Genomic DNA, 26,980 nt, shown 5'->3' with positions numbered 1-26,980 from the left:
CTTCGGCTTCCGCGCCGTTTTTCATGCGCCGTGTTCAGGAGCGATTGCGTTCAAAAGCGATTGTCGCGGGGAAAACCGGTCGGCGGCAGGCGTCCGGCCGCGCCGCGCGCGACTTTCCATTGCCACATGTCCTTTTCGGTGCGGGTGCGCCCGGTTTCCCCGCCCATGGTCCAGCTCAGCCCGTCCTCCAGCGTGAGCGTCGTCGCATCGGACAGGCCGCCGTCGCGGTACCGTTGCAACTGCACCCCCTGCCCCCGCGTCATCACCGGCAATTCTTCGAGGTTGAAGATGACGAGCTTGCGATTGTCGCCCACCACCGCGACATGGTCGTGCGCCGGCGCGATGGCATGGACAACGCGCAACGTGCTGCCCTTCTTTAGATTCACGACCTGGCGGCCCTTGCGCGTTTCGGCGAGCAATTCGTCCATTTCCGCAGCGAACCCGCGCCCGTTGTCGGCGGCGAGCAGCAATTGCCCCTTGGGCCGATAGATGTGGACGCCCACGATCGCGACCTCCGGATCGATGTCGACCATCGAGCGCACCGGCTCGCCAAAACCGCGCTCGCCGGGCAATCCGTCGCATCCTATGGTGTAGAACCGGCCATTGTCACACGCGATGAGCACCTTGTCCGTCGTCTGCGCATGCATGGCGAAGGCGGGGCCGTCGCCTTCCTTGAACTTGAATTCGCCCGCAAGGTCGACATGCCCCTTCATCCCGCGGATCCAGCCGCGCTGTGACAGGATGACGGTGACCGGCTCCTTCTCGATCATGGCGTCCATGCTGAATTCGACGGTGGGTTCCGCCTCGGCAATGGTCGTGCGCCGCGCACCGAGCGGCGTATCCTCGCCATATTCCTTGCGCAGCGCCTTCAGGTCGCGCTTGATCCGCGTGCGCTGGCGGGCCGGACTTTCGATGAGCTGCTCCAGCTCGCCACGTTCGGCGAGCAGGGCGTCACGCTCGCGGCGAAGCTCCATCTCCTCCAGCTTGCGCAGGCTGCGCAGCCGCATGTTGAGGATCGCCTCGGCCTGCCGGTCGGTCAGCTCGAACTCCGCCATCATGATCGGTTTCGGCTCGTCCTCGGTACGGATGATCTCGATCACCCGGTCGAGGTTGAGGAAGGCGGCGATATACCCTTCGACCAGCTCCAGCCGCGCCGCGATCTTGTCCAGCCGGTGGCGGCTGCGGCGCAGGAGAATGTCGATCTGCGCCGTGATCCAGTGGCGCAGCACCTCACCCAGCCCCATCACGACCGGCGTGCGCGTCGCGTCCAGCACGTTGAGATTGAGCGAGAACCGGCTTTCCAGATCGGTCAGCTTGTAAATGCTTTCCTTGAGCAGTTCGGGGTCGACCTTGCGGCTCTTGGGTTCGAGCACGATGCGGATCGTTTCGTCGCTTTCGTCGCGCACGTCTTCGAGGATCGGCAATTTGCGGTCGGCGATCAGATTGGCGATCTGCTCGATCAGCTTGCCCTTCTGCACCTGATACGGGATTTCGGAAATGACGAGCTGCCACTGCCCCCCGCCCAGCCGTTCGATCCCGGCATCGCGGTCGGCTTCGCTTGCCGCCTCGCTCGCATAGAAACGGCCCCGCATGCGAAACGAACCGCGCCCGGTTTCATACGCATGGGAAATCGCCTCCGCACTGTCGACCACCAGACCGCCGGTCGCGAAATCGGGTCCGCGAAACACCTCCATCAACTCGCCATGTTCGGCGCGCGGGTTGTCGATTAGCTTCAAAGTGGCGTCGATCACCTCCGCGACATTGTGGCTGGGGATGGAGGTCGCCATGCCGACGGCGATCCCGCTCGCCCCGTTGGCGAGCAGGTTGGGGAAGATGCCGGGGAAGATCTCCGGCTCCTGCTCCTCCCCGTTATAGGTCGGGATGAAATCGACGGTCCCCTCGTCCAGCCCCGCCATCAGCAGCATCGCAGTCCGCGTCAGCCGCGCCTCGGTATAGCGATAGGCTGCGGCATTATCGCCGTCGATATTGCCGAAGTTCCCCTGCCCCTCGACGAGCGGGTAACGCAGCGCAAAATCCTGCGCCAGGCGCACCATCGCGTCATAGACCGACGCATCGCCGTGGGGGTGATACTTGCCGATGACGTCGCCGACCACGCGGGCGGATTTCTTGAACGCCTGCCCCGGATCGAGCCGCAATTGCCGCATCGCCCACAACAGCCGGCGGTGCACGGGCTTCAACCCATCGCGCAGATCGGGCAGCGAACGCGCCGTGATCGTGGACAGCGCATAGACGAGATAACGCTCCGACAAGGCGGCGTCGAAAGGGGCGTCGATCAGGCGATCGAACGGATCGGGCTCGGTTTTTTCTGTCGTATCGCTGGGCATCGCACGAACCGGCTTAGCAGCACGACGGGCCGAGGCAAATGGCGGAACGCATCCCGTCCCCCATCCGTTTCAAAGGCAACACGCAAACAAAGCGATTCAAGGAGTTACAATCATGGCCAAACAGATTCTCATCATGGCGACCAACGGGTTCGAGCAGAGCGAACTCATGAAGCCCAAGGCTAATTTCGAGGATGCCGGCATGACCGTCACCATCGCCAGCCCCGAAAGCGGCGAGATCAAGGGTTGGGATCAGAGCGACTGGGGCGACACGGTCAAGGTGGATAAGACGCTCGACCAAGTGAACGTCGCCGATTACGATGCTCTGGTCCTTCCCGGCGGGCAGATCAATCCCGACATCCTGCGGCTTGAGGAAAAGGCCGTGAAGATCGTCAAGGATTTCGCCAATGCGGGAAAGCCGGTCGCCGCGATCTGCCACGGTCCGTGGATGCTGGTCGAGGCCGACGTGGTGAAGGGCAAGACCGTGACGAGCTGGCCCTCGGTCCGTACCGACCTCAAAAATGCAGGTGCCAGCGTGGTGGACAAGGAAGTCGCCGTCGACGGCAATCTCATCACCAGCCGCAACCCGGATGACATTCCCGCCTTTTCCAAGGCCATCATCGATGCGGTGGAAAATGCGAAATCGCCCGCCATGGCATAAGCGCCAGCGCGCGATCATGTAAAAAGGCCCGCCCGGCATCACGCCGCGGCGGGCTTTTTCATGCGTATCGCGGTGCCCGGCTCCTATCCCACGCCGCGCATGTCGTGCGAATCGAGCGGGATGGAAATGGCGAGCCCGTCGAGCCCGGGGTCGAGAAGGATCTGACACGACAGGCGGCTCGTGCGCTGCACTCCCGCGGCGAGGTCGAGCATGTCTTCCTCATCCTCGGTCGCAGGCGGCAGGCGGTCGAACCATTCGGGCGCGACGACAACGTGGCAGGTGGAGCAGGCCATCTGCCCCTCGCACGTCCCTTCGAGCGGCATGCCCGCGGCCTGCGCCGTTTCGAGGAGGCTCGCGCCGTCCTCGCCCTCGGCCTTGACGGTCTCGCCCTTGGCGGTGGTGATATTGACGCAGACCATCGGTTCAGAATCCCTGTTGCTTCGCCGCCGCCTGTATCAAGGCCGCGGCATGTTCCAGATCCTCTTCCCGTGTGTAGCGTCCGAACCCGAGCCGGATCGATTGTTTCGCCTTTGTGTCAGTCAATCCGATGGCCTGCAAGACATGGCTGGGTAGGCCCGATCCCGACGCGCATGCGGAACCGGCGGAAAAAGCGACCTCGCGCACCTCGGACATGAGCCGGGCCACGTCCAGCCCGTCGCGCCTGAGATTGAGGTTCCCGCGCCAGCGCAGCGCCTCGCTCCCGTTGAGAGTCCAGCCTGCGAACCATGCGCGCGCCCTGTCGAAAAGACGACCAACATGCGCGGCATCCTCCTCCATCCGGGTGATGGCCAGCGCCGCCGCCGCCCCGAACCCTGTGCATAATGCGGGGCTGAGCGTGCCGGAACGCATGCCGTCCTGCTGCCCCCCGCCGGTGATCTGCGGATCGAGCGTCACCCCGTCGCGCACCCATAGCGCGCCGATCCCCTTCGGCCCGTGCAGCTTGTGCGCCGATACCGAGATGAGGTCGGCATGGGCGACCGGCATGCGCCCCGCCGCCTGCACCGCGTCGCACAGCATCAGCGCGCCATCCGCCCGTGCCCGTTCCGCCAAAGCGCCGACCGGTTGCACCGTGCCGATCTCATTATTGACCTGCATGAGCGCGACGAGCCGCGTCGCGTCCGGCCAGGGGGCGTCGGCGGCCACCACGCCGTCGTCACCGACCGGCAATTCGTGCACCGGGACGCCGAGGGCCGCGGCGGTATCGCGCACGGCGGCATGTTCGATCGCACTGATCGCCACCGGCCGTTCGTCGCCCGCCCGTACCGTGCCCCGCATGGCGAGGTTGATCGCCTCGGTCGCGCCGGATGTGAAAACGACCTGTCCGCCCGGCGGGAAGAGCGCCGCCACCTGTTCGCGGGCGATGTCCACCGCCGCCGCCGCCATCCGTCCCAGGCGATGCGGGCTGTGCGGATTGCCGAAGCCAGTGCCATCCGGCCCGTCCAGCCAGCGCACCATCGCCTCGCGCGCTTCGGGCGCAAGCGGCGTCGTCGCCTGATAATCGAGATAGATCATGGCCGCCGCCGTCCCCGCGCAATATCGCCCCACACGTCGAGGAATCGGTCGATGTCGGCATCTCGCGTGTCGGGCCCGATGGACACGCGGATGACCTCGCCCGCGCTCTTGTCATCCATCCCCATGGCCGAGAGCACGTGGCTCGTCCGGAGCGAACCGGAGGAACAGGCGCTCCTAGCCGACACCGCGATCCCTGCGCTGTCGAGTCGGATAAGCTGCACCGCCGCGGCCACGCCGGGCAGGCGGTAGGACCCGATGGTCGCGATGCGCGGGCTGCGGTCGGCGACGACCTCCTGCCCGCATCGATGATCGCGTTCTCCAGCCTGCTGCGCAGTCGCAGAGCTTCCCGCATCCAGCCATGTCCGGCCTGCAATGCGGCGGCCATCGCCATCGCGCCAGGCACGTTTTCCGTCCCCCCGCGATAGCCGCGTTCCTGCCCTCCATCGGGCGCGATCATCCCGAAATCGCGCAACAGCAGCGCCCCGATGCCCGTCGGTCCGCCAAATTTATGCGCGGAGATCACCGCCATGTCCGCAGCCGGCATCGGGATTTTCCCCGCCCCTTGCGAACAATCGGCCAGCAGCAGCCCGCCGCCCGCCCGGATCGCATCGCCAAGCGCGTCGAGCGGTTGAATGACGCCCGTTTCATTGTTGACCTGTTGTATCGCGACCAGCGCATCGGTCACATCGGGAAGATCGCCGGGCGCGATCATGCCCGCGACGCCGACGGGAATCCGCGCCGCGCCCGTCGCATGCCGCATGACGGCATCGTGCTCCACTTGGCTCACGATCCGCCGCGTCGCATGCGAACGATGCAGCGCAATCGACAGAGCCTCGCTCGCCCCGCTGGTAAAGACGATCTCGCCCTGCCAGCCCAGCGCATCGGCCACGTCGGCGCGCGCCTGTTCGAGAGCGGCACGCGCCGCACGGCCCGGCGCATGCGGGCTGCTCGGATTGGCGTTGAGCGTCATGCCCCGCAGCAGTGCATCGCGCGCCTGCGGCAGGATCGGCGCGCTGGCGGCGTGGTCGAGATAGGTAATTGTGTTCAGAGCGTTTCCACCGTTCGATGACGTACCCGCCCGCCCCGCAACGGGAGGCGGAACGGGTGACGGTTCGCATTGTTCTTTTTGGCAACGCATCTATATAGGCTGCGTCCACAAATCACACCCCCGTGCGCGCTTCGACCACAATGCCGCAGCATGGGGCCAGCATCAGGTAACGACATCACCCCATGCCAGCCGTTATTTTTCCCGGTCCCGAAGGCCGCCTAGAAGGCCGTTATCATCCCGCCCCGCGTCCGCGTGCGCCGCTTGCCATGATATTGCACCCGCATCCGCAGGGCGGCGGCACCATGAACGAGCGTATCACGCAAGCCCTGTTCAAGGATTTTGCCGCGCGCGGTTTCGCCGTCCTGCGCTTCAACTTTCGCGGCGTCGGTCGCAGCCAGGGCAGTTTCGACAATGGCGTCGGCGAATTGTCCGATGCGGCCAGCGCGCTCGACTGGGTGCAGTCGGTCCATCCCGAGGCACAGGTCACGTGGATCGCGGGCGTCAGTTTTGGCGCGCTCATCGGGATGCAGCTGATGATGCGGCGCCCGGAAATTCGCGGCTTCATCTCCATCGCGCCGCCCGCAAACATGTACGATTTCTCGTTCCTGGCGCCCTGCCCCGCGTCCGGCATCATGATTCAGGGTGCCGCCGATACGGTGGTGACGCCGTCTTCGGTGCAGAAGCTCGTCGACAAGCTGCGCACGCAGAAGCACATCACCATTCACCACGACGAGATTCCGCGCGCGAACCATTTTTTCGAGCATGAATTCGACGAGCTCATGCGCTCTGTCGACAATTACCTCGATTTCCGCCTGTCGCCCGATTGTCAGATCCGGTGATCCTGCGGGCAATCTGATCCCCCGGCCGCCGATAACGCGGTTACCGGTCCCGCGGATCTCCGGCCCCGCCACAGGGTCAGACCGGACGCGCGACCATCTTGCCGAATTGCGGCATGCCTTCCATGCCCGAAATGCGGCGCATCGCACCCTGTATCAGGCGGTCCGCGCGGAACAGCAATTGCTCCATGTTGCAGGGTTTCGTGATGTAATCGTCCGCCCCGTCGTAATAGGCGATCGATTGATCCGCATCGGTGCGCACCGCGGTAAGCATGAGGACCGGAACCATGGCGAGTTCCTTGCTGATCCGCATGGAGCGCAGCACTTCGATCCCGGACATTTCAGGCATGCGTTGATCGAGGATGGCGAGATGCGGCGGGCGAAACCGAATGGCATCGAGCGCCGACCGGCCATCCTTGCACCAGCCGACGGCATGGCCCGCATCCATCAGCGTATCGCGGACGATTTCCCCGACGATCTCGTCGTCTTCGGCCAAAATGATGCGCGCCATTTACTACTCCTGTCCTCCCCGAACCCGGTGATCGGCAAGCGATCGGGAGATGTCGAAAATCGGGAAGGTTTTCGATCCATCCGTTGCGTGCCGACAGGAGTTACCTCAAATTGCGTAAAACCGCCGTCTGCAACGCCCTAGGGGTTATCCCGCAGCGAGGGTCGCGGCAAAGGAAGGCCGGTCCGATCCGGATGCAATCGCATCCCGATGGATCGGATCTGGTGGCAACCCCCTCTCCCTCGGATTACCGGGGATTACGGAGCACCGGCCACGGATCGTTGCGGTGCGCCGGGCAGGGTTAACAAACGGGTAGCGAAGACGATCGCCGCCGGTTCAGCCGTCGCAGCTGGTATAGCCGCGATACCCCAGCTCGTCCCCGGCACCGGGCGGAACCACGATCATCTCCAGGCCCCGCAATCCGGCATTACCCCGCGTGTCGAGCAGCCGGGTGGTAACGATCAATTGCCCACTTTCGAACCGGTCGGCACCCGCCGGGTCGAGCGGAATGAGCGTGCCATTGAGCTTGATGAAGCCCTGCTCCCCCGGTGTATAGACGAAGGCCGGGAAACTGACCTCGGTCAGCGTGAAAACGCATCGCCCTTCGGTCCCGCCGATCGCGGCCACGTCGGCATCGCTCATCGTTTCCGGTTTGATGAGCGCGGTCGACACGTTCCGTAGCGCAGAGCCAGCCGGCCTGATCGGTGCGGCCTGCGCGGGCGGGTCGCGCCCGGCTTCGCGGTCGTTGCCGATGGCCGTATTGCGGTTGCACCCGGCAAGAGCCAGCGCGGACAGGGCGGCGACAGTGACGAGCCTTTTCATCGGCCTGCCCCCGACGTTCCTTCGGACCGCACGGTCATGCCTTCGGGAAGGCGTTCCTCCGTGCGGATGCCGTGCTCCTCGATGTCGGCGATCAGATATTTCATCTGCGCAATTTCGCGGCGCTGCGCGAGGATGATGTCATGCGCCAGCTTGCGCACGCGCGGATCCTTGAGGCTCGCCCGCTCGCTCGTCATGATGGCGATCGAATGATGCGGGATCATCGCGGACATGTATTCGGTGTCGTCCACGGTCGCCTGGCTCCGCACGAGCCAGAGCGAAAGGGCAAACACGACGACCCCGACGCCGAGAATGATGAAATTCCGGGTCCGGTCCTTGTACATGCCCCACATGAAAAGGAGCATGACGACCATCATCATCGCCCCCATCACGAACATCATCCAGAAACGCGTCTCGCTCCAGAATATGTGATCGGCATCGAAAGTATTGGCATACATGAGCCCGAACATGATGACCGTGGAGGTCGACACCATCGCCATGAAGCGCCAGTAATTGCCGCCGCCGCCGGACGTATCGCCGGATTGGTCATTCGCCATGTCGATGCTCCTTCAAATTCCTCAAATATCCTGGCCGCAGACGGGACGCGATTACAGAACGACCCAGCCCAGCGCCTTGGCCCCCATCCACAGGCCCATGCCGATCATGAACAGGTTCTCGGTCAGCGAAACGAAGCCGAGCGGAACATTGCTGCCCCCGCCGACGCACGCGCATTTCAGTTCGCGCTTGTCGATATATACGGCCTTGAACACGCTGATCGCGCCGACGGTTCCGATGAAGAGCGACACCGGCACCGACACGATCGGCAACGCATGCGCCACCATCAATATGCTAGCCAGCGCCTCGCCGAACGGGTAGATGAAGCCATAGCGCACCCATCGCCGCGCCAGCAGGTCGTAATTGAGGAACATGGTCGAGAAGCTGCGGATATCCTGCAGCTTCTGTATGGCGAGCAGCGCCATCGACAGGCTGACGAACCATTCGATCGCCTGCACGGTGAAGATCGTTCCGAACACGTACCAGCTCACCGCGAGGCCCAGCAGGAACGCGACGCCGAAAATGGCGATCACCGGCTGATAGCTGGTTTCGCCCTCCTTCTGCACCGACTTGCCGAAATATTCGCGCAAATCGTCATAGCCGCCAATCCGCTTGCCATCGATGAAGGTCTGCGGCGTGGTCTTGACCCCGTGCTTTTCCTTGAACGCGTCGGTTTCCTCCCGCGTTTCGAGGTAGTGGTCGTCCACCGCGAACCCTTCACGTTCGAGCAGGTCGACCGTCTTCAATCCGTAGGGGCAGACATGCTCGGGCATGACCATCCGGTACACAGTGGCGGTTTTCTTCTGTGCGGCATTGTGTTTCACGATGCGTTCCCGCCGTGGCTGGCCCACACGCTGCGGCCCTTCGGACCGAACGCGATGACCTTGTAGGGCTGGCGATGGGGGCCGTTCTCCATGCCGGGCGAACCCATCGGCATGCCCGCGACGGCGAGCCCCGCGACACCGGCCGGACGTTCGGACAGCAGGCGTTCGACATCGGCGGCGGGCACGTGCCCTTCGATGACATAGCCGTCCACGATGGCGGTGTGGCACGACACAAGGTCGCCCGGCACGCCATTTTTCGCCTTCACCGATGCCATGTCGGGATGGTCGATGGCCTTTACATCGTGTTTCCCAGCCTTCTCCACATGATCGGCCCAGCCGAGACAGCACCCGCAATTGGGATCGCGATACATGGTAAAACTGGCCGCCTGCGCGACACCGGCGCAGGCCGCGACGAATATCGCGGCGGACGAGGCGAGCATGCGCCGCGCACCTGTACGGGTTCGGGCTGTCATCTTCATATTCCTTCCATCTCGTTTCATGCAAAGGTCGCCATGCGCGATCACCGCTTCGCCTTTTCGAAAAGGTCGACCAGCTCGCCGAATTTCACCTTCTGCTCGTCCGCATCGCCGCTCGCGATGGCGTCGGCCACGCAGCAGGCGGCGTGCCGTTTCAGTATCTCGCTCTCCGCCCGGCCCAATGCGGCCTTGATCGCCTGCATCTGGGTGAGGACGTCGATGCAATACCGGTCATCCTCGATCATTTGCGCCACGCCGCGCACCTGCCCCTCGATACGGCGGAGGCGGTTCACGATGCGGGTGCCATGCGTTGCCGCCACGTTAAAGTCTCCGATCCGAAATTATACCCCACGGGGTATCTTGCTATACTCCTGTGGGGTATATATGACGGACCGCGAAGGAGTTGCAAGGTCCATGTCTCGACTGAACGTTTCACGCCGCGGTCTGCTTGCCGCCGGAACTCTGGGCGCGGGTGCGCTCGCCCTGCCCGCATGGGCGCGCGGCGGCGATCTGCATGGCGGAATGATCCGCCCCGGCTTTGACGAGGTATCGGGCCGCGACATCGCGCTGACCATCGGAAGGGGCACGCGCACGGTACAGGGGCGGCGCGGCCATGCCATCGCCGTCAACGGGAGCGTGCCCGGCCCGCTCGTCCGCCTGCGCGAGGGGGACCCGGTGCGCATCGCGGTCACCAACACGCTGGACGAGGACAGCTCGATCCACTGGCACGGGCTGCTGCTCCCGTTTCAGTTCGACGGCGTGCCCGGCGTCAGCTTTCCGGGCATCGCGCCCGGCGAAACCTTCGTCTACGACATTCCCGCCCTGCGTCAGCACGGCACCTACTGGTGGCACAGCCATTCCGGCATGCAGGAACAGGCCGGGCATTACGGCCCGATCGTGGTGGAACCCGCGCGCCGCGATCCGGTCGAGGCGGACCGGGATTACGTGATGCTGCTGAGCGAGTTCAGCCCGCTCCACCCGCATACCATCATGGACAAGCTCAAGAAGGGCGAAGAATACTTCAATTACCAGAAAACCAGCTGGACCGGCGATTATCCGCTATCGGGCGCGGACCGGCGCATGTGGGCGAACATGCGCATGATGCCGACCGACATCGCCGACGTGACCGGCTCCACCTATACCTATCTCGCCAACGGGCGCGGGCCGGAGGAAGGCCTCGAATTCGCGTTCAACCGGGGCGAACGCGTGCGGCTGCGTATCATCAACGGCAGCGCGATGACCTTCTTCAACATCCGCATTCCGGGCATGAAATTCCACGTGGTCGCCGCCGACGGACAGGACGTTCGCCCGGTGGAGGTCGAGGAATTCCAGATCGGCACGGCGGAAACCTACGACATCCTCGTCGAACCTGTGGGCGAGGCGCATACGATCGTCGCGGAAAGCATGGACCGGTCGGGCATGGCGGTCGCCATGCTTGCGTCCCGCCCCGGTGCGCGGGCCGATGTGCCGGCGCTGCGCGATCCGCCGCTGCTGACCATGGCGGACATGGGCATGAACCACGGCACCGAACTGGACCTGAGTGCGGACGGGGCCGGTGACATGGCCGGTATGGACCATGCCGCAATGGGCCACGCCATGCCTTCGGACACGTCCGGCGGGCATGATATGGGCGGCATGGATATGGGCGGCATGAACATGCGCGATACGTCGCTGCTTCCGCCCGATGTGAAGGTCGGCCCGGGGATCGACATGGTGTCGATGAACCCCGTCGATCGCATGGGAGATCCGGGCATCGGGCTCGACACGGTCGAACACCGCGTGCTGACCTACAAGGATCTCGTCGCGCTGGCGCCCAATGACGATTTGCGAACGCCGTCGCGGCAGATGGAAATCCACCTGACCGGCAATATGGAACGGTACATGTGGTCCTTCGACGGGAAGAAATTCTCCTCCGTGAGCGAAGAGCCGATCCGTTTCGCCTATAACGAGCGGGTCCGCGTGAAGCTCGTCAACGACACGATGATGGCGCACCCGATCCACCTGCACGGCCATTTCTTCGAGCTGGTCAACGGCGCGCCCGCCGATCATCAGCCGCAGAAGCACACGGTCATCGTCCAGCCGGGCGGAAGCGCCACCTTCGACCTGACCGCGGACGAGGAAGGCGACTGGGCGTTTCACTGTCACCTGCTCTACCACATGCACATGGGCATGTTTCAGATCGTGACGGTTGCCCCGCGGGGCAATCGGCCCGATGTCGCACGGGTGGGAGAAGATTGATGCGCCCGCTCGTCGCCATTCTCCTGTGCGCCGCCGCCACGCCCGCATTCGCACAGGATCACGCCGGCCACGCAATGCCGGGTGGAGAAGAACCCGCCCCGACCTCCTGCGAGGAGGAAGCCGCCCGCCACCGTGCGATGGGCCACGCGGTGCCCGACGGTGCCTGCACGCTTGCCGCGAATGATATGCCGGAAGCGGCGGCAACGGACGACCATGTGGGCAGCCACGCGGGGCATTCCGGAATGGATCCCGATGCGATGGACCACGGCGCAATGGATCATGGAGAGATGGACCTGCGTTCCATGGACCATGGGGCCATGGACCACGGAGACATGGAACACGGAGACATGGAACACGGGGACATGGAACACGGGGACATGGACCACGGCGCCATGCCCGTACCTCGCACCGCGCCGCCTGCTGCTGCGGGAAGCGGTCCGGCGCGTGCCGCCGATGCCATATGGGGCGCCGATGCGATGCGCGCCTCGCGCCAGGCATTGCGCACGGAGAACGGCGGCATGCGCTATTTCTGGTTTCAGGGCGACCGGGCCGAATATCGCGCGCGCGAAGGCGGCGACGGCTATCTCTGGGACGTGCAGGGCTATTACGGCGGCGATCTCGACAAGTTCTGGTTCAAGAGCGAGGGCGAAGGCACCTTTGGCGAGCAGCCCGAAGACGCCGAGATTCAGGGATTGTGGAGCCATGCCATAGGCCCCTGGTGGGATGTGCAGGCGGGCATCCGGCAGGATCTGACCGGGCCGGAGCGCACGCATGCCGTGCTTGGCGTGCAGGGGCTTGCGCCTTATCTGTTCGAAGTCGACGCCGCGGCTTTCCTGTCGAACGAAGGCGATCTGACCGCCCGTGTGGAGGCCGAGCTGGAGCAGCGGATCACGCAGCGGCTCGTCCTGCAACCGCGCGGCGAAGTGAACCTTTCGGCGCAGGACGTGCCGGAACTCGCGCTCGGCACGGGCATCACCTCAGCCGAGGTGGGCGTGCGGCTGCGTTACGAGATCATCCGCGAATTCGCGCCCTATATCGGGGTGGAGCAGGAATGGCAGCTCGGCAAAAGCGCGGACCAGGCCCGCCTCGACGGTGAGGATCCGAGCGTGACGAACTATGTCGTGGGCGTGCGCTTCTGGTTCTGAGCCTTAAAGCCGGGCGCCCCCGTTCCATCATGCCGATCGCGGTGTCGTCGTTGCGGGACCGATGCGCCACGCGCCGGGCCTGAACGCAAACCCGTGCAGGCCTGACGGTTCAGACGCCGCCCCTCGGCCCGTCGCTCTATTGCGTGTCCCGCCCCCGCCGCCGCGCAGGTGACTTTGCCCCGACCTGCCCCGCCCGCGCGCGGGTCATGGCTGCTTTCCCAAGGCGGCGAGTTCGGCGTCCATCGCGGTCAGCTTTTCGTCCGTCATCACCTGCGGCATATAGGCTCGGACCGTATCGAAAGTGGCATCCCGCGCCATTCCGATTTGCGGGCCGTTCACGAAATCGGGAAAATAGCGTGCGAGTATCGGCCGGGCCGCCGGATCGTCGAGCATGGTTCCGATCGGCGTCGTCAGGCTGTTGTAAAGACCGGAGGCACGCGCGGCGTCCACCCGCCGGCGCATCGCGTCAATGTCCGCGCCCCATGGATCGCGCTGCGCCGCGGCCTCTCCCGACGCTGCGAAATCCATGATCGCGTCCCCCGCCACGCCATAGCGGGGCCAGAACGGCAGGTCGGGACCGTTGGGATTGCCGGTCTTCACGAAATTGACGAGATAGTCGCTCACCATATGACCGGTGGCGATGTCCTGCGCGGTGGTCGCATCGCCGTATTTGATGGCGGTATTGTCGAAGAAAAAGGGGATTTCCGAGGCATGTTGAGCGCCCGGCTGCGCAATGGAATCCGCGACGTAGGAAAACCGATATGACCAGACCGGCACATCCTTTTGCGCCAGCATACCCGCAACGTCGCGGGCGCCCGCGACCATGTACCCGGTCTTGCCGCCGATGTCCGCACTGGTCGCGCCGATCATCGTCGGCACCTTTGCAAAACGGTCGCGGGCATAGGCCTGCTCAAGATCGACGAGCACGGTCCCGTCGGCAAAAGGCCGCGTGTAGGTGACAGGATCCACAGGCTGCTGCATGAGGTTCAGCCCGTCGGTAACCTCCTGTGCCGAAAGGGCGCGCAGCTGCGCCAGCGCGCCCGGTGCATCGGGGTCGATGGCGTAGCGGCGGGCGAAATTCTCGCCGATCCGCTCCGCCTCGGCGAGCGTCGTGCCCTCGCCCTTCCCATTGCCGCCGGACATGACCACGGCCCTCGCGAACAGGCCTTGCGACAGCGGCGAGGTGACAAGATTGTGCACCGACATGCCGCCCGCGCTTTCGCCGACGATCGTCACATTGGCGGGATCCCCGCCAAAGGCCGCGGCATTGCGCCGCACCCATTCGAGCGCGGCGATCTGATCCATCGCGCCGTAATTCGCGAGCCTGCCATCATCGGCGTTCTCTTGGGTAAGCTGCGGAAAGGCGAAGGTTCCGAACCGCCCGACGCGATAGTTGAAGCTGACGACGACAATGCCGTCCCGCGCCAGGTTCGCACCCGCGTAGGTGGGCGGCGAGGCCCCGCCGTTCACGAAACCGCCGCCATAGATCCACACCATGACCGGCAGGTCGCCCCCCGCCCGGCCCCGCCGCCACACATTGGCATAGAGGCAGTCTTCCGCCGGTTCGGTGCCGAGCGGGGCGGCATCGCTGGGAAAGGGGAGCTGCATGCAATCGGGGCTGTAGGCGGTGGTTTCGCGCACGCCGTCCCACGGGCGAACCGGCTGCGGCGCGCGCCAGCGTAGCGCGCCCACCGGCGGCTGCGCAAAGGGAATGCCCTTCCAGCTTATCACTTCGTCGTCCCGTTCCCCACGGATCGCGCCGCTGTCGATCCGCACCTGCTCCACGCTCCGCGGCACCGATTGGGCCGATACGGCCTGCATCGGGGACATCGCGGCAAGCCCGGCGAGCAGCATGGGCAATCGGGTCGGTCGCATTGCTTGTTCCTTTCCTTCGGACGCGGGACGATGGCGCGCGTCACCGGGCGCCGGGTTCGCCCGCCCTCCTCGATCCGGCGCGAAGATCCCCTTTCCTGTGCCAGACCGAGGGCAGCACGCAAAGCAAATCGACCATTGCCGCATGTCCGCGTCACATGCGGGAAACCTCGCCCCGCCTCGCGAAGGGAAAGCGACACGCGGGCAATACGCGCTTGTCCTTGTGGCGAAATGCGTGTTGGACCCCGGCTTATACTTTGCAAGAGCGGCGGCAAGACGCGAGGAAGGCAGGACGAACCCGCATTGACCGGACTTGAGACAGCGGCGTGGCTGACCCTCCTTGTGGTGCAGCTTTGCGTGATCCTTCGCGCGATCCTGCTCGAAGGGCGCGATTCCTCTGCGCGCGCGGCATGGTTGCTGTTGCTGATCGCGCTGCCGGTGGTGGGGGTCGTGCTCTACATCCTGTTCGGCGAACCCTGGATTTCGAGCGGGCTGCGTACCCGGGACCGGCGCATCCGGGAGGGCTTGCGTGCGTTGGCGCCGTCGGCGGCGCGGCACGACGATGCGGGCGGCCGGTACGCCAATGCCTTCGCCACGTTCGAGGCGGCGTCCCGCTGGCCCGTCGCGACCGGAAATGCGGCGCGGCTCACGCCCGATGCCGATGGGGCGATCGCGATGCTGGTGGCCGACATCGACGCCGCGACGACGACGGTGCATCTTTGCTTCTATATCTGGCTCGAAGACGATAACGGCACGATGGTCGCCGAGGCCGTATGCCGCGCCGCCCGCCGGGGCGTGGCCTGCCGCATTGCCGCCGATGCGATCGGATCGCGCGGCCTGATCCGTTCCGCATGCTGGACCAGGATGCGCGATGCCGGCGCCCAGGTGTGCAGCGTGCTGCGCGCACCTTTCGGCCTCGGCTTTCTCGTCGGGCATCGCATCGATCTTCGCAACCATCGCAAGATCGCCGTCATCGACGGGCGCGTCGCCTATTGCGGAAGCCAGAATTGCGCCGATCCGGCCTTTCGGATCAAGCGCCGCTTTGCGCCGTGGGTCGACATTCTCGTCCGCTTCGAAGGGCCGGTCGTGCGTCAGAGCGAACTGATCTTCGCCGCGACATGGGCGCTCGAAACGGAGGAGGATCTGCGCCCGGCCCTCCCCGACGCGCCGCAGCCTGTCGTCGGGGGTTTCCCCGCCATCGCCACCGGGACGGGGCCGATGTCGCCGCGCGGGACGATGACAGCGATGTTCGTTGCCGTGCTCGCCGCGGCGCAATCACGGGTGACGATCACGACGCCCTATTTCGCGCCCGATCCGCCCTTGCTCGCCGCGATCATTGCCGCGGCGCGGCGCGGGGTGGCAGTCCGCATCGTCTTCCCGCATCGCAACGACAGCAGGGCGCTCGCCGCAATCAGCCGGGCCTACTATCCATCGCTTATCGAGGCGGGAGTGCGTATTTTCGAATATCGCGGCGGGTTGCTACATGCCAAGACCATCGTCGTCGACACCGCCCTTGCGATGATCGGATCGTCCAACATGGACCGCCGGAGCCTCGACCTCAATTTCGAGAACAACCTGCTGCTCGATTGTCCGTCGCTCGCCGCCCAACTGGAGCAGCGGCAGCAGGAGTGGCTCTGCGATGCGATCGAGATCGACCGCGAGGATGCCATCGGCCGCGCCATGCCGCGCCGCCTGGTCGACAATTTGCTGACCATGGTGGCGGCGGTGTTCTGAGGCCGGTTTTCCGAACAGGCGGACCATTCGCGATGCCGCGCTGCCATGCACTGGACAGGGGCGGGCACTTCATGCCGTGAAAGACGGTTCCGCAAGATCGCGGCGCGCCCTTGTGGAATGCGGGCTCCTTCGCGATTGGCGGAAACCGCGCCCGGCACCCGCCCCGAACGCGGCACGCTCTTGCCAGCCGAAGCGAATGCGGCACGCAGCCTCATCATCGCTATCTTCAGCACCCGGCCCCGCCATCAGGCCAAGAGCTAAAAGCGAGCACGCTCAACGCGGCACGAGCTGCATCGCCAGCCCGCCACCCGGCGCCAGCCGCACGGCGTAGCTGTCACCCTTGCGCACCGTCACCGTATCATAGGCGATGTCGTGCCGCCTCTCTGTCAGATAGGTGGCATTGGGCCCGTCCTTCCACACCTTCGCGGTATAGGTGCGGCCCTCTTCGAGGAAGTCGAAATCGAGTGTCAGGTTACGCTCGGTCGCGTCGTTGACGCCGCCGACATACCAATCCTCGCTCGCGCGGTCCTTGCGCGCGAAAATGGCATAATCGCCCACCGCACCCGCGATCAGCCGGCTTTCGGACCAGTCGGCAGGCACGGCCTTGATGAATGCGAGTTCGCGCGGATGGGCGGCCAGGCTTTCGGGGAAATCCGCCGCCATCTGGATCGGGGAATAGATCGCGAGGTAGAGGCCAAGCTGTTTCGCCAGAGTGCTCGCGATCGGATAATCCTGATCCCCGACGAGGCCGAGCACGCCGGGCGTGTAATCCATCGGACCGGACAGCAGGCGCGTATAGACGAGCGTCGGTTCATGGTCCGGCCCGTTGGCAAAGGGCGCCCATGCATTATATTCCTGCCCCCGCGCCCCTTCGCGCGCGACCCAGTTGGGATAGGTGCGACGCAGGCCCGTATCCTTGACCGGTTCGTGCGCATTCACCGCGACATGGTTCTTCGCCGCTTCCTGCAGCACGCGCAGGTGATGTTGCACCTGCCGCTGTCCGTCGTGCCATTCGAAGACCTCGGCATCGCCGACGCACGGATCGGCAATATCGGCGTTGCACGACGTGATCCCGCCCGCGTCGGCGACGTAACCCGTCTTCACCCAATCCACGCCGAGATCGCCGTAAAGCTTCATCGCGGCGGCGAGCTGATCCTCGTACACCTTGATATTGCCGCCCGTTTCGTGATGGCCGATGAGGCGCACGCCTTTTTTCCGCGCGTAATCGGTAACGGCCTTGAGGTCGAAATCGGGATAGGCCTCGGTAAAGCTGTAGTCGCGGCCGTTGCCGAACCAGTTGCCGTCCCACCCCACGTTCCACCCTTCGACGAGCACGCCGCGAAAGCCATGCTCGGCGGCGAAGTCGATGTATCGCTTCGTGCGTTCGGTCGTGGCGCCATGCCGTTCGCCCGACGCCCAGGTCCATCGGTTGGAGATCATGCCCCACCAGATGCCGATATATTTGCCCGGCTCGACCCAGCTTACGTCGCCGAGCGTGTTCGGTTCGTTGAGGTTCAGTTCCAGGTCGCTTTCCACCAAGCCCGCCGGCCCGTCGCTGATGCGGATGGTGCGCCAGGGGGTGGTGAAGGCGCCCTCGCGCACGACCTTGGCGCCGCGGCTCGACGGGGCAAGCATGGCGCGAAACCGCGAGCCTTCCATCCTGCGCAGCCACATGCCCGAATAATCGACCAGCGCCGCCTCGTGAAACGACAGATGCGTTCCGTCCGCAAGCCGCATGGTGATCGGCGTGTGCGCGATGCCGACCTCCTCGATCGGCGTTTCGTTGTAGAGATATTCGTAGCGGTTGAAGTCGCCGCCGGGGATCCACCACGCCTTGCCATCCGCCGCCGCCTCGGGTGCGATGGCGAATTCGGTCAGCTCCTCGGCAATGTTCGCGACCGGCATGTCGGCGCTTTCGGGAAATTCGTAGCGAAAACCGATGCCGTCGTCGAACACGCGCATCCGCACGGTCAAGGCACGCGTGCTGGTGTCGCGCGCCTCGCGGAAGGTGACCGAAAGCTCGTTATGATGGTCGCGCACGAAGCGGCGTTCGCCCCACGGCTGCTCCCAATTTTCGTCGTGGGTGGCGCGCGTTTCGGCCTCGACCGTGAAATTGCGGCGCATCGGTTCCGCGTCGGTGAACAGGAAGCCAAGGTCGCTATCGGCGATGAGCGGCTTTCCATCGCGCGTCACCCGGTAAAACGCAACGCCATCCCCATCCACGTCGAGCGTCACGACTGTGCGCCCGTCCGGCGAGGTGACGTCGCCCGCAAAGGCCGGCACCGCACTCGACGCGAGCAGCACGCCTACCGCCGCCTTCAAAGCGGCGCGCATCATGCCCGCACCATGACCGCGGCATAGGGCCCAAGGCTGTCCTTGACCGAATTGACGCTGCATAGGGTTTCTCCTTGGGGAATGGGAATATTGTCGAGTGTGTCGGGCGACATGTTGAACAGGCACACCACCCGTTCCCCGCCCGAAGAGCGTTCGAGCCGGAGCAGCGCGCCCATCGCTTTGCAGGCCGCGCCGCCATGCCGCAACGCGGGCGATGATTTGCGCAATGCGATGAGTTCGCGGGTCAGAGCGAGGAGCGAGGCAGGGTCCGCATCCTGTTGCGCGACGGACCTTTGGAGGTTCTCCTGGCCGAGGGGGAGCCAGGGCGTATCGGCGCCGAACCCGCCGCCCGCTTCGCCATGCCACGGCATCGGCGTGCGCGCGCCATCGCGCGACAGGGTCAGCGGCCAGTTCGCGATCGCCTCGGGATCCTGCAACTGGTCGAAGGGAATATCGACCTGCGTGAGGCCCAGTTCCTCGCCCTGATAAAGGATGATATTGCCGCGTAGCGACGCGAGCAGCGCCATCTTCATCCGGGCGAACCGCTCACGGTGTTCCGGCGCGCACCAGCGTGACACGGCGCGCGGCGCATCGTGATTTTCGAACGCCCAGCTCGGCCAGCCCGTCCCGCCCGTCTCCGGCCATTCGGCCAGCGCGGCACAGACAAGGCCGGGCGTCAGGCGATCGGCATAGAGGAAGTTGAAACCATAGGCGGAGTTCAGCCGCCCATCGCCCTGCGTAAAGGCTTTCATCTCCGCCTCGGCCTCGTCGCCGCCGACCTCCGCGACGGTAAAGATCGCGTCATAGGCGTCGGTGACGGCGCGGATCCGTTCGATGAATCCGGGAATGTCGGGATGCGACATGTTGTGGATCTTGCGCTGAAAATCGAAGGGGCGCGTGCGCGGGCGGTCGGTCGGCGGGGCCGGCGGATTGTCGCGCAATGCAGGGTCGTGCATCGCGAAATTGAGTGCGTCGATGCGAAACCCGTCGACACCGCGATCGAGCCAGAACCGCATCACGTCCAGAATTGCGTCCTGCACGGCGGGATTATGGCCGTTGAGCTGCGGCTGACAGCTCAAAAAATTGTGCAGGTAATATTGCCCCCGCCGCGCATCCCAAGTCCAGGCCGGGCCGCCGAACACCGATTGCCAGTTGGACGGCGGCGTTCCGTCGGGCTTCGCATCGGCCCACACGTACCAGTCGCTGCGCGGATTATCGCGGCTCTTCCGGCTCTCCACGAACCAGGGATGTTCGTCCGAGGTGTGGGAATACACCTGATCGATCAGCACCTTGAGCCCCAGCGCATGCGCGCGCGCGACGAGCGCATCGAAATCCGCAAGCGTCCCGAAGATCGGGTCGACGTCCCGGTAATCCGCGACGTCATAGCCGAAATCCTTCATCGGGCTGGTGAAGAAGGGCGAGATCCAGATCGCATCGACACCGAGCGAGGCGATATGCTCCATCCGGCTGGTAATCCCCGGAAGATCGCCGATCCCGTCGCCGTTCGCATCCATGAAGCTGCGCGGATAAATCTGGTAGATCGCGGCGCCGCGCCACCATTCGATGGCGGCGTCGGTCTGCGCCATGGGTTCGTGCGTGCCGACGTCTGCCATCACCCGGCCTCCAGTTCGCACACGGCCCAGCCGAACGCCGGGATGGTCAGCCGCACGCTGCCCGGGGCGGTGACGGCCGCCGGACATTCGCCCGCAAGCGGGGTCAGCGCGCGGGCATCGTAATCCACCGCGATGTCGCGCGTGATCGGCTCGGCAGACGTGTTGAACGCGGCGAGCACGCGGCTCCCGCTCGCCGCATCGTATCGCTCCACCGCGAGCAGGCCCGGCCCCTCGTGGTCGAAACCGCGCACGGTGCTCAGCCCGCGCCGCAGCGCCGGCGAGCCGGTGCGCATCGCCGACAATTCGCGGATGAGGCGGTACAGCGGGTGCCCTGTATCGAAATTCGCCTGCGCCGTGGTCGCATCGGTGCCGAGCAGGGCATTGTCGTTATAGGCATCGACCCGGCTTTCGAACATGTCCTCACGCGCGAGCTGGTCATTGCCGTCGGAGATGAAGCCCTGCTCGTCCCCGTAATAGACCGTCGGCACGCCGCGCAGCGCGAACATCATCACATGGCCGAGCTTTGTCCGGGCGAGCAATTCGGCGCGGTCGCCGGTTTCGGCGTAATCGCGCAGGAACATCGAGAAGCGCCCGAAATCATGATTGCCAAGGAACGTCGGCAGGCCGGTCGCCGTGACCGCCCCGCCGGGATAGATCACATCCTGCATGAGGAATTCCGCCATCACGGCAGGGCTTTCCTAGCCGCTCGCGACAAGCTGCGCCGCCTTCGCGAACCCCATGTCGAGCGCGTAGGGCAGATCGGCCTCCGCCATGACCCGCGCGGCGGTGACGGCATCCGGCGTGTCATACGCGATCTCCCCGAAAATGTGGAAGTTGGGGATGCCCCGCGCCTCCGCACGGGCGAGCATGGCGGGCACGAAGGCCTGCCAGAATTCGGGATTCACGTGTTTTGCCGTGTCGATGCGGAACCCGTCGATCCCGTACCGGTCGATCCAGTCGCCGAAAATCGCGATCATCCCCTCGACCACGCGCGGATGCTCGGTGAACAGATCGTCGAGTCCGACAAAATCGCCATCGACGCTGCTCTCCCCGGTCCAGAACGTGTCACCGCGATTGTGATAATAGATCGGATCGTTGAGCCAGGCAGGCACCTTCGCATGGCGCTCCGCCTCCGGCACGACGGGGGTGTAGGCAAAGCCCGGATCGGTCAGCCGCGCCCAGTTTTCCGCACTCGGATCGGCGGGATCGAACCCTTTGTTGATGGCCGGGCCGCCGGGACCGCCGCGCGTGGAATAGGGGTAGTCCCCCTTGCTGCGATAGGCGTATTCATCCTCGGCAAAGCGGATGACGTCGGCGGTGTGATTGGCGATGATGTCCATGTAGACCTTCATCCCGCGTGCATGCGCCGCCGCGACGAACGCTTCGAAATCCGCGTTGGTCCCGAAATGCGGATCGACCTGCGTGAAATCGGTAACCCAGTACCCGTGGTAGCCCGCGCTGAAACTTTCCGGATCGCCGGGCTCGCCCTGCACCGGCTTGTTCTTGAAAATCGGTGCGAACCAGATCGCGGTGACGCCCATCCCCTGAATATAGTCGAGCTTTTCGGTCAGACCTTCAAGGTCGCCGCCGTGGTAGAACCCCTTGTGCGCCGGGTCATACCCGCTGCGCATCCGGTCCGCCGGATAGCCGCCGCGGTCATTCGCGGTGTCGCCATTTGCAAACCGGTCGGGCAGGACGAAATAGATGATTTCATCCTCCACCCCGCGCTCGCGAAAGCGTTCGGGCGCCGGTTGGGCAACGGCGGTTTGGGCAGATGCGGGCATGGCAATCGCAGGCACGCCCGCCATCAGGGCGGCGGCGATCAGGGCGAAGCGTTTCATCGGGCTGTCTCCATCATGGCGGCAGATCGGGGCGTGGATGGCGATGCGCAAAATTCGCGCAAGGTTTCGACGTGGGTCGGCATGGTATCGACGAGCGACGCAATGCCCCCCGCCATTTCGTGCAACATGCGGGCCAGCACGTGCGGCGCGAGCGCATCGGCATTGGGGTGGGTCGCGCGCGGGACGATTCCCTGCCCGATGAGCACCTGTATCCAGCCCGGCTCGGTAAACAGCTCGTCATGCTCGCGCCGGACAAAGCCGGTGGCGCGAAACAGCGCGAGCCGCGCAGCGAGCCCGTCGGGGAGCGTCATCGCGCGGCAACGATCCCAGAACGGCTGCCCCTCACGCGCATTGGCGGCGTAGTGGAGAATGAGGAAATCGCGGATGCTTTCCCACTCGAACCGTGCCTGCCGGTTGAACTCCTCCGCCATCGCGGCGGGCGCGTCGCGGCGGGGCAGCATGGCGAGAAAGCGCGCGATGCCCGACTGTATCAAATGGATGCTCGTCGATTCCAGCGGCTCGAGAAAACCCGCCGCGAGGCCCAGCGCGAGGCAATTGCCCTGCCATGGCGCCGTCCGCATCCCGGTCGTGAAACGCAGATGGTTGGCAGCCCCGATCGGCGCGCCGTCGAGATGGGCGAGCAGGACCGCTTCCGCCTCTCCCTCCGACAGGAATTCGCTGCAATAGACCAGCCCGTTGCCGGTCCGGTGCTGCAACGGGATGCGCCATTGCCACCCCGCAGCACGGGCCGTCGCGCGGGTGTAGGGCACGATTGCATCCGCCGCCGCGCTGGGCACCGCCACCGCGCGGTCGCACGGGAGCCAGTGGCTCCAGTCGGCGAAATCGTCGCGGGTCGTCTCGTCCTTGAGCAGCGCGCGAAAACCGGTGCAGTCGAGGAAGAAATCCGCCTCCACCCGCCGCTCCGCATCGAGAGTGAGCGCGCGGATCGCCCCGCTTTCGCGATCGCGTTCGACCGAGACAATCCGCCCTTCGATACGCTCCGCCCCGTGCGTTTCGGCAAAACGGCGCAGGAAACCGGCGTAGAGCGAGGCATCGAAATGATAGGCCCACGGCATGTCGGCGGCTCCGCCACCCGGCGCCATCTGCATCTTTCCCGCGCGCGCCGCCCTGTCGTTGAGCGCATAGGCGGAAAGATCCTTCGCCACGCCCAGTTCGCGGCCGCGCAGCCAGAGCTGATGAAACGGCAGCAATCCCGCCCCGCGCCCGACATGGCCGAATGCATGCATGTAGCTTTCGCCGTCGCGCCGCCAGCCGTCGAACGCAATGCCGAGCTTGAACGTGCCCTTCGTCTCGCGCAGGAACTCGGCCTCGTCGATGCCCAGCCCGCGATTGAACAGCCGGATCTGCGGGATGGTCGCCTCGCCGACGCCGACCGTGCCGATCGCCTCCGATTCGATCAGCACGACCTCGCACCCGGTGAGCTTTGCAAGGGCGGCGGCGGCCATCCACCCGGCCGTCCCGCCCCCCGCGATCCCGATTTTGAGCGGTCGCGTTGCGCCATCGTCCTGCATCACGGCCTTGGTCCTCCCTCGTCCCCTTCACACGGTCCGGCCGGCGGGGGAGCGCGCGTTGCGATGATCGCTGCGCCCCCACCGGCCTGCATCAGAACTTGTAGGTGAAGCCGGCGAGGAAGCGGCGCCCGTAAAGCTGATAATCGACGACCTGGTTGGACTGCGCCCCGGTGGACACGAACGGCTGATCGGTGAGGTTCTGACCCTGGAGGTAGAGGGAGAGCCCCTCGAACGTGCTGCCGGGCTGAAAATCATAGCCGATCTGTCCGTCGATGATCGTCTCGGCCTTCGCGGTGCGGCGCACGGGCGAACCGCCAAATCCGGTGAAATCGCCGAGAAACTCCGAACGATACCGCGCGCTGAGCCGGGTGTTGAAGCCCGCCCGCTCGAAATAGGCCGTGCCGTTCACCACCCATTTGGAATAGCCGGGGATGAGCGTCTCGTTCCCGTCCGCATCCTCGATCCCGGTTTTCGTATAGCTTGCGCCGCCGGTGACGCCGAACCCGCGCAACGTGTCGGACAGCGTGTCGAAGGGCAGCGTGACGGCGAGTTCCGCACCATAGAGATCGCCCCCGCCCGTGTTGGTCGGCGCCTCCAGCGTGCCGTCGGTCGACAGGCCGGGATAGGCCTCGATCCCCGTGGGCGGCGGGAAGTCCGAATAATCGAACGCGAAACGCCCGTTGAAGACGTAGCTTTCGATGTCCTTGTAGAACAGCTGAAGCGCGACGACGCCGCCGGTCCCGAAATATTTCTCGACGTTGAAATCGACCGCATTGGCGCGATAGGGGCGCAGGGACGGATTGCCGCCATTGCCGCGGATCAGCCCGCCCGGCACCGAATTGTCGATGCCATAGGCGATCGAGAGGCGCATGTCGTCGAGCCGGGGGCGCATGATCTCACGCGCGGCGGCGACGCGGACCACCCAGTCGCTGTCGAGCCGGAGCGAGAGGTTCGCGCTCGGCAACACGTCCCAGTAATCGGCCCCCCGCGTCGTGATCTGCGGTCCGCTCGCCGGGAAGATGAAGCCGGTCGATTCCTGCTTCGTGTTGATGCCCTGCACGCCGACATTGCCGGTCAGGATGCCGATATCCAGCGCCTGCTCGATATTGGCCTGCGCGTAGAGGGTCACGAGATCCTCGTTGACGGTGTAGCTCTTGCTGAGCACGTCATTGGCGGCATTCGGCCCGGTCGTGACCCGCGGTTCGAGCGCGAGGACGCCCGCGGCAATGAGGTCGCGCGGATCGTAGCTCACGATGGGACCGAGCCCGAGATAGGTGAGATCGGTCGCACGCAGCAGGAATTGCGAGGGGATCGCCACCTCGGTCGCCCCGCCCGGAAGACGCACGAACGCTTCGTCCGGGGTCAGGCCCTTTTCCCGCTTGGTATAGTTCGCGCCGAGCTGCACGCTCTTCAGGAAGCCGGCGTCGAACTCCTTCTTCACCTCGCCGCGGAACTGGAACAATTCGTCTTCGATGATGCGATTGTTGGAGTAGCCGGCCTGCGGCACGACGCCCCCGCCCCAGCCGAGCGGGTCGGTCAGGAAAATGCGGTCGGGGTCGCTGTAATCGAGCGAGGGATTGAACACGGTTCCCGTATCGCCGGAGGCAAAGGTGATCTTCGCCGCCGAACCGCGTCCGGTGGCCGGACCGTTGAACCCCGTCCCCGAATAGCTTTCGAGGCTCAACTCGTTACGGTCGGTGCGCGAATAGCCGAAGTCGAAGAACGCGCTGAACCCGTTTTCGTCATCCCAAAGGGCGTTGAAACCGCCAGAGTAAAGATCGGCCTTGCGCTGAAAAATGTCGTTGCGGATCACGCCGCGGACATTGTTGAACTGCCCCGATGTGACGAGCCCGTCCTCGACCGTGAAACCAGCCGGATCGAAGCGCGTCGGCGCACCGAAGGCAAGCGGAAGCTCGATGCCGCGCTTGGTCTGGTCATCGTCGAAGTTCGAGTAGAACGCATCGAGCGTAAGCGTGAGTTCGGGCACGGGCTGCCACTGCACCGTGCCGTTGATGCCGAGGCGCTTGAGCCGGGTCGAGGTCACATAGGATTTCGACCCGCCGATGACCGCCGCATCCTCACCATTCACCTGCGTCCCGGCATAGCCCCAGGCATTGAATTCCTGGATCTGATAAGGCTCGTCCACATAGGATGCCGCGACCGAGACACCGAGCGTATCGTCCGCGAACTGATCCACGAAGGTTCCGTTGACGCGGTAGCCCAGCTCCTTCGACCCGGCGTTGAGCGCACCGATGTCGGCCCACGATCCGCGCGCACCGATGGCGATGATCTGCTTTCCGGTTTCGAGCGGGCGAATGGTACGGATGTCGATCGTCCCGACCAGACCCTGACCGACAAGGCTCGCGGTCGGCGATTTGTAGACGACGACCTGGTTGACGATCTCGGACGGATACTGGTCCAGTTCGACCGAGCGGTTGTCGCTCGTCGTGGTCTGTTCCTAGCCGTTGAGCAGCGTTTGCGAGAAATCCGGGCCGAAACCGCGGATCGCCACGACATTGGCGCGGCCGTTCAGCCTTTGTGCCGCAAGGCCGGGAAGACGCGCGATCGATTCGCCGATCGACGCATCCGGAAGCTTGCCAATGTCCTCCGCCGTGATCGATTCCACGATCTGGTCGGAGAGTTTCTTTTCCGCGACCGCGGTTTCGAGGCTGGCACGAAAACCGGTGACGACGATCACATTGTCCCCGGTCTTGTCGGGATCGGTGACGGGGCGGGCTTCGTCCGTGACCTCGGGCGTTGCGGGCTGCGTCGTCTGCGCGAATGCCGTGCCCGGCATCGCGCCCCCGGCAAAGGCCAGGGTGGCGGTGATTGCGGAAATGCTGATGCCGCTGCGAAGCGCCTCGCGAAATGCCATCGGTTATGCCCTCTCCGGAACTGGCCACGTTGGCCGTCCAATTGTCGTGTTGCCTCAATCCGGCGGATGGGTCCGGTTTTCCGGTTCACCGCCATGGCCATGACCGATACGCCGCGTCCTGCCCCATGCGGAAGACAGCATACGTATGTGGCTCCTCGACGGGCCGTTTGCGGAGAGGCGGACGGGGCAGGCGCCCGCACCGCCCGCCGCCACAT

Annotated in this window: 19 protein-coding genes and 3 pseudogenes; 5 read left to right on the top strand and 17 right to left on the bottom strand. The window is 65.0% G+C overall.

Annotated features, from left to right (window positions below; all coding sequences use genetic code 11):
* Window positions 1-50: 50 nt before the first annotated feature.
* A complete protein-coding gene (gene parC / locus JD971_RS12710) occupies window positions 51-2,345 on the bottom strand; it encodes a DNA topoisomerase IV subunit A (RefSeq protein ID WP_202083920.1) in 2,295 nt (764 codons plus the stop codon).
* Between the two features lie 112 nt (window positions 2,346-2,457).
* Here parC and JD971_RS12705 point away from each other — a divergent pair, with 112 nt between their 5' ends.
* On the top strand, window positions 2,458-3,003 hold the full coding sequence (locus JD971_RS12705) for a type 1 glutamine amidotransferase domain-containing protein (RefSeq protein WP_202083918.1): 546 nt from the start codon (window positions 2,458-2,460) through the stop codon (window positions 3,001-3,003).
* A gap of 83 nt (window positions 3,004-3,086) precedes the next feature.
* Here JD971_RS12705 and JD971_RS12700 read toward each other — a convergent pair whose 3' ends face one another.
* The 3 genes and pseudogenes from JD971_RS12700 to JD971_RS12690 form a co-directional block, all read right to left on the bottom strand.
* Window positions 3,087-3,422, bottom strand: a complete 336-nt coding sequence (locus JD971_RS12700; RefSeq protein WP_202083916.1) for a 2Fe-2S iron-sulfur cluster-binding protein — start codon at window positions 3,420-3,422, stop codon at window positions 3,087-3,089.
* 4 nt (window positions 3,423-3,426) lie between these two features.
* Window positions 3,427-4,515 (bottom strand): cysteine desulfurase family protein, encoded by a 1,089-nt coding sequence (locus JD971_RS12695; RefSeq protein ID WP_202083914.1) that lies wholly within the window; start codon window positions 4,513-4,515, stop codon window positions 3,427-3,429.
* Window positions 4,512-5,563: pseudogene (locus JD971_RS12690) on the bottom strand (cysteine desulfurase family protein). The gene JD971_RS12695 and the pseudogene JD971_RS12690 overlap by 4 nt, the downstream one beginning before the upstream one ends.
* Before the next feature lie 182 nt (window positions 5,564-5,745).
* On the opposite strand from JD971_RS12690, the gene JD971_RS12685 reads away from it, so the two are divergent.
* A complete protein-coding gene (locus tag JD971_RS12685; protein WP_202083912.1) occupies window positions 5,746-6,402 on the top strand; it encodes an alpha/beta hydrolase in 657 nt (218 codons plus the stop codon).
* 76 nt (window positions 6,403-6,478) lie between these two features.
* Here JD971_RS12685 and JD971_RS12680 read toward each other — a convergent pair whose 3' ends face one another.
* The 6 genes from JD971_RS12680 to JD971_RS12655 all read right to left on the bottom strand — a co-directional run bounded on the left by JD971_RS12680 (window position 6,479) and on the right by JD971_RS12655 (window position 9,901).
* Window positions 6,479-6,910 carry a response regulator transcription factor gene (locus tag JD971_RS12680; RefSeq protein ID WP_202083910.1) on the bottom strand — a complete coding sequence of 144 codons (432 nt, stop codon included), beginning with the start codon at window positions 6,908-6,910 and terminating at the stop codon, window positions 6,479-6,481.
* Between the two features lie 333 nt (window positions 6,911-7,243).
* Window positions 7,244-7,729 (bottom strand): DUF6692 family protein, encoded by a 486-nt coding sequence (locus JD971_RS12675; RefSeq protein WP_202083908.1) that lies wholly within the window; start codon window positions 7,727-7,729, stop codon window positions 7,244-7,246.
* Window positions 7,726-8,220 carry a DUF305 domain-containing protein gene (locus JD971_RS12670; protein ID WP_236672396.1) on the bottom strand — a complete coding sequence of 165 codons (495 nt, stop codon included), beginning with the start codon at window positions 8,218-8,220 and terminating at the stop codon, window positions 7,726-7,728. The genes JD971_RS12675 and JD971_RS12670 overlap by 4 nt, the downstream gene beginning before the upstream one ends.
* Window positions 8,221-8,334: 114 nt before the next feature.
* Window positions 8,335-9,060, bottom strand: a complete 726-nt coding sequence (locus tag JD971_RS12665) for a MauE/DoxX family redox-associated membrane protein (protein ID WP_202087659.1) — start codon at window positions 9,058-9,060, stop codon at window positions 8,335-8,337.
* 41 nt (window positions 9,061-9,101) lie between these two features.
* A complete protein-coding gene (locus tag JD971_RS12660; RefSeq protein WP_371809648.1) occupies window positions 9,102-9,578 on the bottom strand; it encodes a DUF411 domain-containing protein in 477 nt (158 codons plus the stop codon).
* 47 nt (window positions 9,579-9,625) lie between these two features.
* Window positions 9,626-9,901, bottom strand: coding sequence for a metal-sensitive transcriptional regulator (locus tag JD971_RS12655; protein WP_236672084.1), 276 nt, complete (start codon window positions 9,899-9,901; stop codon window positions 9,626-9,628).
* 94 nt (window positions 9,902-9,995) lie between these two features.
* Here JD971_RS12655 and JD971_RS12650 point away from each other — a divergent pair, with 94 nt between their 5' ends.
* Both JD971_RS12650 and JD971_RS12645 read left to right on the top strand, forming a co-directional pair.
* Window positions 9,996-11,819 carry a copper resistance system multicopper oxidase gene (locus JD971_RS12650; protein ID WP_202083901.1) on the top strand — a complete coding sequence of 608 codons (1,824 nt, stop codon included), beginning with the start codon at window positions 9,996-9,998 and terminating at the stop codon, window positions 11,817-11,819.
* Entirely contained in the window at window positions 11,819-12,964 is a 1,146-nt protein-coding gene (locus JD971_RS12645) for a copper resistance protein B (protein WP_202083899.1), read from the top strand. Before JD971_RS12650 ends, JD971_RS12645 begins: the two co-directional genes overlap by 1 nt.
* A 204-nt stretch (window positions 12,965-13,168) precedes the next feature.
* Here the strand turns inward: JD971_RS12645 and JD971_RS12640 are convergent, their stop codons facing one another.
* Entirely contained in the window at window positions 13,169-14,839 is a 1,671-nt protein-coding gene (locus tag JD971_RS12640) for a carboxylesterase/lipase family protein (RefSeq protein WP_371809647.1), read from the bottom strand.
* Between the two features lie 300 nt (window positions 14,840-15,139).
* On the opposite strand from JD971_RS12640, the gene cls reads away from it, so the two are divergent.
* The gene (cls, locus tag JD971_RS12635; RefSeq protein WP_202083897.1) at window positions 15,140-16,570 is read left to right on the top strand and encodes a cardiolipin synthase; all 1,431 of its coding nucleotides are present in this window, start codon (window positions 15,140-15,142) and stop codon (window positions 16,568-16,570) included.
* A gap of 273 nt (window positions 16,571-16,843) precedes the next feature.
* On the opposite strand, the gene JD971_RS12630 is transcribed toward cls, so the two are convergent.
* The 6 genes and pseudogenes from JD971_RS12630 to JD971_RS17200 form a co-directional block, all read right to left on the bottom strand.
* Entirely contained in the window at window positions 16,844-18,904 is a 2,061-nt protein-coding gene (locus JD971_RS12630) for a glycoside hydrolase family 97 protein (RefSeq protein WP_202087656.1), read from the bottom strand.
* Window positions 18,904-20,517 carry an alpha-glucosidase gene (locus JD971_RS12625; protein WP_202083895.1) on the bottom strand — a complete coding sequence of 538 codons (1,614 nt, stop codon included), beginning with the start codon at window positions 20,515-20,517 and terminating at the stop codon, window positions 18,904-18,906. The genes JD971_RS12630 and JD971_RS12625 overlap by 1 nt, the downstream gene beginning before the upstream one ends.
* A pseudogene (locus tag JD971_RS12620) lies at window positions 20,517-22,358 on the bottom strand (alpha-amylase family glycosyl hydrolase). The gene JD971_RS12625 and the pseudogene JD971_RS12620 overlap by 1 nt, the downstream one beginning before the upstream one ends.
* Window positions 22,355-23,890, bottom strand: coding sequence for a tryptophan halogenase family protein (locus JD971_RS12615; protein ID WP_202087655.1), 1,536 nt, complete (start codon window positions 23,888-23,890; stop codon window positions 22,355-22,357). The pseudogene JD971_RS12620 and the gene JD971_RS12615 overlap by 4 nt, the downstream one beginning before the upstream one ends.
* A 91-nt stretch (window positions 23,891-23,981) precedes the next feature.
* Window positions 23,982-26,324, bottom strand: a pseudogene (locus JD971_RS12610) (TonB-dependent receptor); the annotation flags it as partial.
* Between the two features lie 24 nt (window positions 26,325-26,348).
* The gene (locus JD971_RS17200; RefSeq protein WP_371809646.1) at window positions 26,349-26,765 is read right to left on the bottom strand and encodes a TonB-dependent receptor plug domain-containing protein; all 417 of its coding nucleotides are present in this window, start codon (window positions 26,763-26,765) and stop codon (window positions 26,349-26,351) included.
* Window positions 26,766-26,980 lie beyond the last annotated feature (215 nt).

It is taken from the genome of Croceicoccus sp. YJ47 (assembly GCF_016745095.1).
Taxonomy (GTDB): Bacteria; Pseudomonadota; Alphaproteobacteria; order Sphingomonadales; family Sphingomonadaceae; genus Croceicoccus.
This window is presented reverse-complemented; position numbering and strand designations above follow the sequence as displayed.